Origin of the sequence: Pseudomonas sp. IPO3774, from assembly GCF_013386835.1 — a bacterium.
In the GTDB taxonomy this organism is placed as follows: Bacteria; Pseudomonadota; Gammaproteobacteria; order Pseudomonadales; family Pseudomonadaceae; genus Aquipseudomonas.
Genome location: NZ_JACAQY010000008.1, coordinates 22732 through 33861 on the forward strand (window position 1 = coordinate 22732; position 11130 = coordinate 33861).

The 11130-nt window shown below is 61.2% G+C and carries 10 protein-coding genes and 1 riboswitch; of the genes, 3 read left to right on the forward strand and 7 right to left on the reverse strand.

Annotated features, from left to right (window positions below; genetic code table 11):
• Positions 1-36: 36 nt before the first annotated feature.
• Together HYE77_RS03720 and HYE77_RS03725 are read right to left on the reverse strand one after the other, a co-directional pair.
• A complete protein-coding gene (locus HYE77_RS03720; protein WP_087693231.1) occupies positions 37-756 on the reverse strand; it encodes a 16S rRNA (uracil(1498)-N(3))-methyltransferase in 720 nt (239 codons plus the stop codon).
• Between the two features lie 86 nt (positions 757-842).
• Positions 843-2249, reverse strand: coding sequence for an adenosylmethionine--8-amino-7-oxononanoate transaminase (locus HYE77_RS03725; protein ID WP_003216840.1), 1407 nt, complete (start codon positions 2247-2249; stop codon positions 843-845).
• A gap of 280 nt (positions 2250-2529) precedes the next feature.
• Here HYE77_RS03725 and HYE77_RS03730 point away from each other — a divergent pair, with 280 nt between their 5' ends.
• Both HYE77_RS03730 and HYE77_RS03735 read left to right on the forward strand, forming a co-directional pair.
• Positions 2530-3081 carry a cytochrome b gene (locus HYE77_RS03730; RefSeq protein ID WP_177068422.1) on the forward strand — a complete coding sequence of 184 codons (552 nt, stop codon included), beginning with the start codon at positions 2530-2532 and terminating at the stop codon, positions 3079-3081.
• A 32-nt stretch (positions 3082-3113) separates the two neighbouring features.
• Positions 3114-3710 (forward strand): YceI family protein, encoded by a 597-nt coding sequence (locus HYE77_RS03735; protein WP_003216844.1) that lies wholly within the window; start codon positions 3114-3116, stop codon positions 3708-3710.
• A gap of 69 nt (positions 3711-3779) precedes the next feature.
• Here HYE77_RS03735 and HYE77_RS03740 read toward each other — a convergent pair whose 3' ends face one another.
• The 5 genes from HYE77_RS03740 to ahcY all read right to left on the reverse strand — a co-directional run bounded on the left by HYE77_RS03740 (position 3780) and on the right by ahcY (position 10347).
• The gene (locus HYE77_RS03740) at positions 3780-5663 is read right to left on the reverse strand and encodes a DEAD/DEAH box helicase (protein WP_003216846.1); all 1884 of its coding nucleotides are present in this window, start codon (positions 5661-5663) and stop codon (positions 3780-3782) included.
• Positions 5664-5885: 222 nt separating this feature from the next.
• The gene (locus HYE77_RS03745) at positions 5886-6689 is read right to left on the reverse strand and encodes an ABC transporter substrate-binding protein (RefSeq protein WP_023659310.1); all 804 of its coding nucleotides are present in this window, start codon (positions 6687-6689) and stop codon (positions 5886-5888) included.
• Between the two features lie 70 nt (positions 6690-6759).
• Entirely contained in the window at positions 6760-7842 is a 1083-nt protein-coding gene (locus HYE77_RS03750) for a hypothetical protein (RefSeq protein WP_177068423.1), read from the reverse strand.
• A gap of 75 nt (positions 7843-7917) precedes the next feature.
• Positions 7918-8763, reverse strand: a complete 846-nt coding sequence (gene metF, locus HYE77_RS03755; protein WP_008434100.1) for a methylenetetrahydrofolate reductase [NAD(P)H] — start codon at positions 8761-8763, stop codon at positions 7918-7920.
• 174 nt (positions 8764-8937) lie between these two features.
• Positions 8938-10347 (reverse strand): adenosylhomocysteinase, encoded by a 1410-nt coding sequence (gene ahcY, locus HYE77_RS03760; protein ID WP_003216850.1) that lies wholly within the window; start codon positions 10345-10347, stop codon positions 8938-8940.
• Between the two features lie 21 nt (positions 10348-10368).
• Positions 10369-10474, reverse strand: a riboswitch (S-adenosyl-L-homocysteine riboswitch).
• 198 nt (positions 10475-10672) lie between these two features.
• Between ahcY and HYE77_RS03765 the strand changes: the two genes are divergently transcribed.
• On the forward strand, positions 10673-11077 hold the full coding sequence (locus HYE77_RS03765) for an acyl-CoA thioesterase (protein ID WP_003216852.1): 405 nt from the start codon (positions 10673-10675) through the stop codon (positions 11075-11077).
• The last annotated feature ends 53 nt before the right edge of the window (positions 11078-11130 follow it).

An 11130-nucleotide genomic window follows, 5' to 3' on the forward strand; every position in this document is an offset into this window, starting at 1 on the left:
CCCGCTCCCACATTTGATGGGGTTTGCAAAACGGGTTTAGAAGTCGCCCCAGAGTTGTTGGGCTACGGCCAGCGCCACGACTGGCGCAGTTTCGGTACGCAGCACCCGTGGGCCCAACCGTGCGGCATGAAACCCCGCACCTTGTGCCGTTTCGACTTCGCCATCAGTCAATCCACCCTCCGGCCCGATCAGGAAGGCCAGGCTCCCAGGCTTGGCGTGGCTCACCAGGGGCTCGGCCACCGGGTGCAGCACCAGCTTCAAATCCGCTTCGGCCTGTTTCAACCAATCCGCCAGCAACAGCGGTGGGTGAATCACCGGCACTCGCGAGCGACCGCACTGCTCGCACGCGCTGATCGCCACCTGGCGCCAGTGCTGCAGGCGTTTGTCGGCGCGTTCGTCCTTGAGGCGCACTTCGCAGCGGTCGCTGAAGATCGGGGTGATTTCATTCACCCCAAGCTCGGTGGCTTTCTGGATCGCCCAGTCCATTCGCTCGCCACGGGACAGGCCCTGGCCGAGGTGAATCTGCAACGGCGACTCGACCTGCCCGGCGAAGGTTTCGGTGACTTGCACCACCACGCGTTTTTTGCCGACTTCCAGCAAGCTGGCGCGAAACTCCTGGCCGGAACCGTCGAACAACTGCACGGGGTCGCCTTCGCTCATGCGCAATACGCGGCTGATGTAGTGCGCCTGGGCTTCCGGCAACTCGTGGTCGCCAAGGCTCAGGGGGGCGTCGACAAAAAAGCGGGACAGTCTCATTTCTGTTCTCTGGAAATAGTGTGCAGGGCGGACGCGGAGCGTCCATGGCTGCATTCCCACGCGGAGCGTGGGAACGATCAACTCAATCAGCCCGGATCACGAAACCCCGGGTGGAAATCCTTGGGCACCGCCACGCTGACCTTGCTGTTGGTGGCAATGTCGATCCCTTCGCTGGCCACTTCAGCCAGGAAGTCGATCTGCTCCGGGGTGATCACATACGGCGGCAGGAAGTACACCACGCTGCCCAACGGCCGCAGCAACGCGCCTCGCTCCAGCGCATGTTCGAACACCTTCAGGCCACGGCGTTCCTGCCACGGGTAGGCGGTCTTGGTGGCCTTGTCCTGCACCATCTCGATGGCCAGCACCATGCCGGTCTGGCGCACTTCCGAGACGTGCGGATGGTCCACCAGGTGCGCGGTGGCGGTGGCCATGCGCTGGGCCAGGGCCTTGTTGTTTTCGATGACGTTGTCTTCTTCGAAGATATCCAGGGTCGCCAGGGCCGCCGCACAGGCCAGCGGGTTACCGGTGTAGCTGTGGGAGTGCAGGAAGGCGCGCAGGGTCGGGTAGTCGTCGTAGAAGGCGTCGTACACATCGTCGGTGGTGACCACCGCGGCGAGCGGCAGGTAGCCGCCGGTCAGGGCCTTGGACAGGCACAGGAAGTCCGGGCGGATGCCGGCCTGTTCACAGGCGAACATCGTACCGGTGCGGCCAAAGCCCACGGCGATTTCGTCGTGGATCAGGTGTACGCCATAGCGGTCGCAGGCTTCGCGCAGCAGCTTGAGGTACACCGGGTGGTACATGCGCATGCCGCCGGCGCCCTGGATCAGCGGCTCGACGATCACGGCGGCCACGGTGTCGTGGTTTTCGGCCAGGGTCTGCTCCATGGCCAGGAACATGTTCCGGGAATGTTCTTCCCAGCTCATGCCGTCGGGGCGCAGGTAGCAGTCGGGGCTCGGCACCTTGATGGTGTCCAGCAGCAGGGCTTTATAGGTCTCGGTGAACAGCGGCACATCGCCTACCGACATCGCGGCGATGGTTTCGCCGTGGTAGCTGTTGGTCAGGGTGACAAAGCGCTTTTTGTTCGGCAGGCCGCGGTTGAGCCAATAGTGAAAGCTCATCTTCAGCGCGACTTCGATGCACGACGAGCCGTTGTCGGCGTAGAAGCAGCGGGTCAGGCCTTCGGGGGTCATCTTCACCAGGCGCTCGGACAGCTCGATCACCGGCTGGTGACTGAAACCGGCGAGGATCACGTGTTCCAGCTGGTCGACCTGGTCCTTGATGCGCTGGTTGATGCGCGGGTTGGCGTGGCCAAACACGTTGACCCACCAGGAACTGACGGCGTCGAGGTAGCGTTTGCCTTCGAAGTCTTCCAGCCAGATGCCTTCACCGCGCTTGATCGGGATCAGCGGCAGTTGCTGGTGGTCTTTCATCTGGGTGCAGGGATGCCACAGCACCGCAAGGTCGCGTTGCATCCACTGGTTATTCAAACCCATGTTCATTCTCCTCGAAGCGGCTCGCGACGTGCGCGGGCGAAACAATCGCGCAAGCCTATGCAATGCCGGCCTGTGTCACAACCCATTGCGAGTCTGAAGCGTAAATTGGTGGTAAACGCAGGACAGTCCGTCACGTTTCTTCTGGATAGTCCTTAATCTCTTGTTAACTTACTCTGCATACGCTCTTGATCGTATTTCTCGATATTTCAAAGCGAAATTTTCCGCTTTAATTCGATAGGTAAATCGATAGTCTTGCCACAGCTCTTACGGGATTTGGGACATGCAACTACGTAATTCACCGGCCCGCTATGGCTGGGTCAGCATCGTTTTGCACTGGGGCGCGGCCCTGGTGGTGTTCGGTCTGTTCGCATTGGGCCTGTGGATGGTCGGTCTCGACTACTACAGTGCCTGGCGCAAAGACGCCCCGGACCTGCACAAGAGCATCGGCATTACGCTGTTCGCCATCATGCTCGTGCGGATCGTCTGGCGCCTGGTCAGCCCGCCGCCGCCACCGCTTGCCAGCTATAGCCGCATGACGCGTCTGGGGGCTGCGTTTGGCCACGCGTTCCTGTATCTCGGGCTGTTTGCCGTGATGATTGCCGGTTACCTGATTTCCACCGCAGACGGTGTCGGGATCCCGGTGTTTGGCTTGTTTGAGATTCCTGCGCTGGTTTCCGGGCTACCGGACCAGGCAGACACTGCAGGTGTGGTGCATTTGTACCTGGCCTGGGTATTGGTGGTGTTCGCCGGCCTGCATGGCGTGGCCGCGCTGAAACACCATTTCATTGATCGTGATGTGACCCTGGTTCGTATGCTGGGGCGCAAAGCCTGATGTTCAACCTCGACTCACAAGGAATAGAAAGCATGTTGAAAAAGACTCTCGCCGCTCTGGCCATCGGTTCTGCCCTGCTGACTGCCGGTCAGGCGATGGCAGCTGACTACGTTGTCGACAAGGAAGGCCAGCACGCCTTCGTTGACTTCAAGATCAGCCACTTGGGCTACAGCTTCATCACCGGTACCTTCAAGGACCTGGACGGCAAGTTCAGCTTCGATGCTGCCAAGCCTGAAGACAGCAAGATTGAGTTCAACGTCCGCACCGCCAGCGTGTTCACCAACCACGCCGAACGTGACAAGCACATCGCCAGCAAAGACTTCCTGGACGTTGGCAAGTTTGCCGATGCCAAGTTCGTCTCCACCAGCGTCAAGACCACTGGCAAGAATGCCGCTGGCCAAGTCACTGCTGACGTGACCGGCGACCTGACCTTTCACGGCGTGACCAAGCCGATCGTCGTCAAGGCGACCTTCCTGGGTGAAGGCAAGGATCCATGGGGCGGCTACCGTGCCGGCTTTGAAGGTACTACCTCCTTCAATCGCCAGGACTTCGGCAAGCAGATGGACCTGGGCCCAGCGTCCAACAACGTTGAGCTGTACGTGACGTTTGAAGGTGTGAAAGCGAAGTAATTTTCGCCGGCCACACAAAAATGCCCCGGATCTCGCGATCCGGGGCATTTTTTATGGCGCTTTGAAAACTCAGCGGTTGCGGGTCAGCAACGCCGGTTTTTCACCACGTGGACGGCCCGGCAGTTGATCCAACTGCTCAGGTGTCAGCGTGCGATCGCTTTTCGACTCTTTGTGGATGATCTTCGGTGCCGGGCCGCCGCGCGGGTTTTGCACCGCTGGCTCCGACAGGCGAGGTTGATCATCACGCGCCGGGCGACGGTTGCGCGACTCTTCGCGACGGGCCTGGCCGTCACGCGGTGCACCGTTGCGCGGGCCGCTGCGCTTGGCAGGCGGGGTGCCGGTGGTGGCGCCGTTGCTGCTGCGCGGACCGTTCTGGCGACCTTGCGGCTGCCCGCCGGTACGCGGAGTACCTGCGCCTGCGCCCTGGGCTGGAGCGCCCGGACGACGACCACGGCCCTGGGCCGGCTTGGCCTGGGGCACGTAGTCAACGCGGTTACCGAAGTTGTCCACGTCGTCGTCCAGGAACTCGTCCGGAGCACGGTCGGCAGCAGCACGTGGCGGCTGGCTCGGCTGGCGCTGTTCGCGGGCCGGGGTGCCTTCACGGGGCTTTTGCTCACGGGCCGGGCGTTCGCCACGGCCATTGGTCGCAGCCTTGTCCTTGCCGCCCTTGTCCTTGCCCTTGTCTTTACGACCGCCACCACCGCCGCCGCCGTTCGGGCCATCGCCCTTCGGACCGCGTGGGTTGTTGCGCGGGTTGCGCACGTCCGGACGTTCGCGCACTTCAGGCTTCTCGGCCTCAACGGCGCTGGAGTCGAAGCCCATCAGGTCGCCGTCGGCGATTTTCTGCTTGGTCATGCGCTCGATGCTTTTCAGCAGCTTTTCTTCGTCCGGTGCGACCAGGGAAATGGCCTCGCCCGAACGACCGGCCCGGCCAGTACGGCCGATACGGTGCACGTAGTCTTCGTCGACGTTTGGCAGCTCGAAGTTGACCACGTGGGGCAGTTGGTCGATGTCCAGGCCGCGAGCGGCGATGTCGGTGGCGACCAGGATGCGCACTTCACCGGCCTTGAAGTCGGCCAGGGCTTTGGTGCGGGCGTTCTGGCTCTTGTTGCCGTGGATCGCGACGGCGGTGAGGCCGTGCTTGTCCAGGTACTCGGCCAGGCGGTTGGCGCCGTGCTTGGTGCGGGTGAACACCAGCACCTGTTCCCACGCGCCGGCGGTGATCAGGTGGGCCAGCAGCGAACGCTTGTGGGCGGCCGGCAGGCGGAATACGCGCTGCTCGATACGCTCGACCGTGGTGTTCGGCGGCGTGACTTCAATGCGCTCGGGGTTGTGCAACAACTTGCCCGCCAACGCGGTGATGTCGTTGGAGAACGTGGCCGAGAACAGCAGGTTCTGGCGTTTGGCCGGCAGGCGCGCGAGGACCTTTTTCACGTCATGGACAAAGCCCATGTCGAGCATGCGGTCGGCTTCGTCCAGCACGAGGATTTCCACGTGGGACAAATCGACGCTGCCTTGGCCGCACAGGTCGAGCAAGCGACCCGGGCATGCAACCAGTACGTCGACACCGCGGGACATGGCCTGAACCTGTGGGTTCATGCCGACGCCGCCGAAGATGCAGGCGCTGACGAACTTCAAGTCGCGGGCATACAGCTTGAAGCTGTCATGCACTTGGGCGGCGAGTTCGCGGGTAGGGGTCAGGACCAGTACGCGCGGTTGGCGCGGGCCATGACGCTGGGATTTGTCCGGGTGACCGTTGGGGAACAACCGCTCCAGGATCGGAAGGGCGAAGCCGCCGGTTTTACCAGTACCTGTCTGAGCCGCAACCATCAGGTCGCGGCCTTGCAACACGGCGGGAATGGCCCGCTGTTGCACCGGAGTAGGCTCGGTATAGCCCGCTGCCTCGATGGCGCGGACTAAAGCCTCGGAGAGACCGAGGGAAGCAAAGGACATGAGTAATCCTGTTTTAGTTAGGGCTTGGCCCAGAGGGATAGTCTTGCCTGGCGTGAATGGCGTTTAGATGAACGCAATCCCGTCCGGTCCTGCTGGGGCTGGCGGGCACTCAGACGGCTCGCGCGGGCTTGAAAGCTGCGCTGTAGCGGGGTCGGGTGCCTTTTGCAAGACCGAAGCGTCCGGGCGTAAGCCTGGCGGAAAGGCCGGAGTATAACAGAGCAATCACTCTGCGCTGCTTTCCTGCTGCTCAACGGTGCGTACGGGCAGGGCCGATGCGCTGGTTTGCGGGCTGCTGCCCGCATATTTGGCGCTCAAGGCCGCGTAGGCAGGCTCTTGCTTGAAGCGTTTGAGTTCGGCGGCGAAGCGTTGCACCAGCAAATCCATGCCGGCACCGCGGCGCACGGCCAGGAACTGTGGCTGGCTGCTGACCACCTGGGGTGCCTGGGTGACCTGGTCCTCAAGTCCAAGGGCCTTGAGTACATGCTGGCCAACCCGACGGTCCGTGATCACCAGGTCGATCCGGCCAAGGGCCAGTTTGCCGAAGTTGGCCTCATGGCTGGCGGCCGGCTCCTGCTTGAAGAGGGTGGACTCGCTGAATTCGGCGCCATAGAGGTAGCCAGGCGAGGTGCCGATGGTCAGGCCGCGCAGGTCGTCGAAGGTCTGGAACGGGTGTGGGCGCTGATTGGCGTAGAACAGCACGAACTCCACCTCGGACAGCGGCTCGCTGGGGTACAGCAGCACCGCGTCGCGTTCATGGCTGTGGAAAATATCCAGTGCGCCGTCGGCCTGGCCCTGGTCGAGCATCGCCAGGCAGCGCTTCCAGGGCAGGAATTGCCAATCCACATCGATGCCCAGGCGCTGGAACACGATCACCGTGGTCTCGTAGTCGAGCCCGCGCATGGTGCCGTTGTCGTCGTAGACGTAAGGCGCCCAGGGCTCGGTGACAATGCGCAGTTTCTCGCCATGGGCACCGAGGCTCAGGCAAGCGAAAAGAACAGCAGTCAATAACCGGAAAGTGACAGGCATACCCTGAGATTACGACTGTATCGGGCTAAAGAGAAGCTCTGGCACAGTGATCTGCGGGCGCCCGCCAGGTTTACTTGCCCGGAGATTTGATCAGGTGTTCGTAGATCGCCTCGCGCCGCTCGCCGAGAATCAGCCGCACCACGGGATTGTCAAACCAGTGCTCCAGCAGATGGGCATCCACCGGTCGACCCTGGCGCTCTTCCTGGTTTTGTCGGGCCTTGTCCCACCAAACCGGGCCACACGCCTGGTCGAACTCGTTTTCATGTTCGTAGCAGCCGTAGAGGATTTCCCGGATGAACTGCTGTTGGTGCTTGGGCAGTGCCAGGGTGATCAGCTTGTACATCAAGCGTTGCAGACGAGGCGGGCGGGGCAGGTGGGCGGAAACCTGGCGCGTGTCATCCAGGGCCGTGGCGCCGGTGGGGTTTGCCCCATGCTTGGCGATCCACGCCTTGACCTTGGCCCGGAACAGCTGCTTGCGGCTCCAGTAATGGTGGATCAGGTCCGGGCATTCGCGCACGTTGAGGGTGCGATAGGCGGCAATGGACAGGCAGAACTCTTCCAGGGTGTAGGCGCCCTGGGCATGGGGAAACAGTTCGTCCATCAACTCGATCGAGCGGTCGAGGATGTGCGCGTCCCGCTGCGTCAGGCCCATGACCCCCGAATTGAGGGTCATCATGTCATCGTCGGCCACGCCCATGTCCAGCAGGCGCTGGTACAGGGCGCTGTACAGAATGCTTTCGTGGTTGTCGCCGTATTTGGTGTAGAAGGCGTTGCACAGCAGGGTGCCCGGCTGCACGCGTTCAAACAGCGCCAGGGGCGAATGGTGGAAAAACGTATCGGTGTCGATCAGCAGCGCCACTTCGGATTCTTGCAACACTTGCCGCAGCACTACGTGCTTGGTGCGAAAGTGGTAGCCGTGAGGCTCGCTCCAGCGTTTGCGCGTGGCTTCGTCCAGCGGGCGTACCCGTACCGGCAGCAGGCGGTAGGGCTCGGGGTTGTCGGTGAAGACCTGGATGTCGATGCCTGTGTCCGGCTCGTCCCGCAGGAACGACAGGGCGCTGGCGATGCTGAATACCGCTTCCTGATGGTAAGTCTCTGCGCCGAACACCAGGTAGACCAGTTGCGGGCGGGACGTCGGGGCGGTTGTATTCATGGACTGCAGAATTCCGTGGGCGTTTAGAACGGCAAAGGCCCTCATTATGAGGGCCTTTGCATTTCGGAACAGACCTTAGCGTGGCAGCTTCAGGTTGTTCCAGACAGCGAGGCTTGGCTCAGCCTGGTTCAGGGTATAGAAGTGCAACCCTGGCGCGCCACCTTGCAACAATTGTTCACACATTTCGCTGATGACCTGTTCGCCGAACGCCTGGATGCTCTTGACGTCGTCGCCGTAGGCTTCCAGTTGTTTACGAATCCAGCGTGGGATTTCCGCGCCGCAGGCGTCAGAGAAGCGCGCCAGTTTGCTGTAGTTGGTGATCGGCATGATGCCCGGCACGATCGGGATGTTCACGCCCATCGCTTGTACACGCTCAACGAAGTAGAAGTAGCTCTCTGCGTTGAAGAAGTACTGGGTGATCGCGCTGTTGGCGCCGGCGTTGGCCTTGCGCACGAAATTCTGCAGATCGTCTTCGAAATTGCGCGCCTGGGGGTGCATCTCCGGATAAGCGGCCACTTCGATGTGGAAGTGATCGCCGGTTTCTTCGCGAATGAAGCTCACCAGGTCATTGGCGTAGCGCAGCTCGCCGCTGGCCATGCCCATGCCGGACGGCAGGTCACCGCGCAGGGCGACGATGCGCTTGATGCCGGCTTGCTTGTATTGGGTCAGCAGGCTGCGCAGGTCGGCCTTGCTGTCGCCCACGCAGGACAAATGCGGAGCTGCAGGTACTTTGACTTGGCTTTCCAGCTGCAGCACGGTGTTGATCGTGCGATCGCGGGTGGAGCCACCGGCACCGTAGGTGCAGGAGAAGAAATCGGGGTGGTAGCTGGCCAACTGCTTGGCAGTTGCCATCAGTTTTTCATGCCCAGCATCGGTCTTGGTCGGGAAGAACTCGAAGCTGTAGCGACGGTCTTGGGACATGGTCATACCTATGGAAACTCATAAAGCCAGAAGGTGCACACCGTCAATGTGGGAGCGGGCTTGCTCGCGAAGGCGGTATGTCAGTAGTAGATAAGTCGACTGACACACCGCCTTCGCGAGCAAGCCCGCTCCCACAAAAGCCTGCCCCCACATGGGGAGCAGGCAGCAGGCAAATCAGTAGCGGTAAGCGTGCGGCTTGAACGGGCCTTCGACCGTCACGCCGATGTAGTCGGCCTGGGTCTTGGTCAGTTGAGTCACTACGCCGCCGAAGCCGCGGACCATTTCCAGGGCCACTTCTTCGTCGAGTTTCTTCGGCAGTACTTCCACGGTCAGGCGCTCGGCTTTCTGGGCGGGCGACAGGTCGGCGTATTTCTGGCCGAACAGGAAGATCTGGGCCAGTACCTGGTTGGCGAACGAGCCATCCATGATGCGGCTTGGGTGGCCAGTGGCGTTGCCCAGGTTGACCAGACGGCCTTCGGCCAGCAGGATCAGGTAGTCATCGTTCTGCGGGTCGAAATCGCCAGCACCGGTACGGTGAACCTTGTGTACCTGTGGCTTCACTTCTTCCCATGCCCAGTTCTTGCGCATGAAAGCGGTGTCGATTTCGTTGTCGAAGTGACCGATGTTGCACACCACGGCGCGCTTTTTCAGGGCCTTGAGCATGTTCGAGTCGCACACGTTCACGTTGCCGGTGGTGGTCACGATCAGGTCGATCTTGCCCAGCAGGGCCTTGTCGATGCTGGCTTCGGTGCCGTCGTTCTGGCCGTTGATGAACGGCGAAACCACTTCGAAACCGTCCATGCAGGCTTGCATGGCGCAGATCGGGTCGACTTCGGAGACTTTAACGATCATGCCTTCCTGACGCAGGGACTGGGACGAACCCTTGCCCACGTCACCGTAGCCGATCACCAGCGCTTGCTTGCCGGACAACAGGTGGTCGGTGCCGCGCTTGATCGCATCGTTCAGGCTGTGACGGCAGCCGTACTTGTTGTCGTTCTTGCTCTTGGTCACCGAGTCGTTGACGTTGATGGCCGGGATTTTCAGCTCGCCCTTGGCCAGCATGTCCAGCAGGCGGTGTACGCCGGTGGTGGTTTCTTCGGTCACACCGTGGACGCGGTCGAGGATCTGCGGGTACTTCTTGTGCAGCAGTTCGGTCAGGTCGCCGCCGTCGTCGAGGATCATGTTGGCGTCCCATGGCTTGCCATCCTTGAGGATGGTTTGCTCCAGGCACCACTCGTACTCTTCTTCGGTTTCGCCTTTCCAGGCGAACACGGCGATACCGGCAGCAGCGATAGCGGCAGCGGCCTGGTCTTGAGTCGAGAAAATGTTGCAGGACGACCAGCGTACTTCGGCACCCAGGGCAACCAGGGTTTCGATCAGCACGGCAGTCTGAATGGTCATGTGGATGCAGCCGAGAATCTTCGCGCCCTTGAGCGGCTGCTCAGCGGCGTACTTGCGACGCAGGCCCATCAGGGCTGGCATTTCGGATTCGGCGATAAAGGTTTCGCGACGGCCCCAGGCAGCGAGGGACATGTCGGCGACTTTGTAGTCGGTAAAACCTGCAGGCGTGATTACAGCGCTCATGAAGAGCCTCCATTCGTAGTGTGCGAATGGGCGCCGTTGTGCGTTTAGTATCCAGCTGGCTAACCAGGCCGGACAACGCCCCATCCGAGCCTGACAGGTCGAGCCTGCTGCAGCGCCCCTCGGACAGGTGGCGGGAGAACGGTATCAATCGAAGATGACCGTTTTGAAGCGGAGGCGATTATAGCCGCCTGCGCCTGACTTCTAAAGCCTTTCTGTCGGCGGCATGAAGATCGCTCATGGGGTTGATAGGCAATGGCTCATAGAGCTTGGGCCCGGCCTCTGCCATGATGTTGCCCATCATTTCGCAACACGCTTTGGAGTGAACATGAACTTCCACACTCGCAAATGGGTAAAACCCGAAGACCTCAACCCCAACGGCACCCTGTTCGGTGGCAGCCTGCTGCGCTGGATCGACGAAGAAGCGGCCATCTACGCGATTGTCCAGTTGGGCAACCAGCGGGTGGTGACCAAGTACATCTCCGAAATCAACTTCGTCAGCGCCTCGCGCCAGGGCGACATCATCGAACTGGGCATCACCGCCACCGAGTTCGGTCGCACCTCCATCACCCTGACCTGTGAAGTGCGCAACAAGATCACGCGCAAGAGCATTCTGACGGTGGAAAAAATGGTCTTCGTGAACCTGGGTGAAGACGGTCTGCCGGCGCCCCACGGCCGTACCGAGATCAAGTACGTGAAGGATCAGTTCCAGTCGGAAGGCCTCGGCGAGTAATCCTGCGCAGGGCCAGTGAACGCTCTTGATCAACCATAGGTCGTACCTGAACA

What these genes read in the sequence shown, in the direction of transcription:
- HYE77_RS03735 (WP_003216844.1), top strand. Translation starts at nt 3,114, where the DNA reads ATGTTGAAAAAGACTCTCGCCGCTCTGGCCATCGGTTCTGCCCTGCTG.
- ahcY (WP_003216850.1), bottom strand. Translation starts at nt 10,347, where the DNA reads ATGAGCGCTGTAATCACGCCTGCAGGTTTTACCGACTACAAAGTCGCC.
- HYE77_RS03765 (WP_003216852.1), top strand. Translation starts at nt 10,673, where the DNA reads ATGAACTTCCACACTCGCAAATGGGTAAAACCCGAAGACCTCAACCCC.
- HYE77_RS03750 (WP_177068423.1), bottom strand. Translation starts at nt 7,842, where the DNA reads ATGAATACAACCGCCCCGACGTCCCGCCCGCAACTGGTCTACCTGGTG.
- HYE77_RS03740 (WP_003216846.1), bottom strand. Translation starts at nt 5,663, where the DNA reads ATGTCCTTTGCTTCCCTCGGTCTCTCCGAGGCTTTAGTCCGCGCCATC.
- HYE77_RS03720 (WP_087693231.1), bottom strand. Translation starts at nt 756, where the DNA reads ATGAGACTGTCCCGCTTTTTTGTCGACGCCCCCCTGAGCCTTGGCGAC.
- metF (WP_008434100.1), bottom strand. Translation starts at nt 8,763, where the DNA reads ATGTCCCAAGACCGTCGCTACAGCTTCGAGTTCTTCCCGACCAAGACC.
- HYE77_RS03725 (WP_003216840.1), bottom strand. Translation starts at nt 2,249, where the DNA reads ATGGGTTTGAATAACCAGTGGATGCAACGCGACCTTGCGGTGCTGTGG.
- HYE77_RS03745 (WP_023659310.1), bottom strand. Translation starts at nt 6,689, where the DNA reads ATGCCTGTCACTTTCCGGTTATTGACTGCTGTTCTTTTCGCTTGCCTG.
- HYE77_RS03730 (WP_177068422.1), top strand. Translation starts at nt 2,530, where the DNA reads ATGCAACTACGTAATTCACCGGCCCGCTATGGCTGGGTCAGCATCGTT.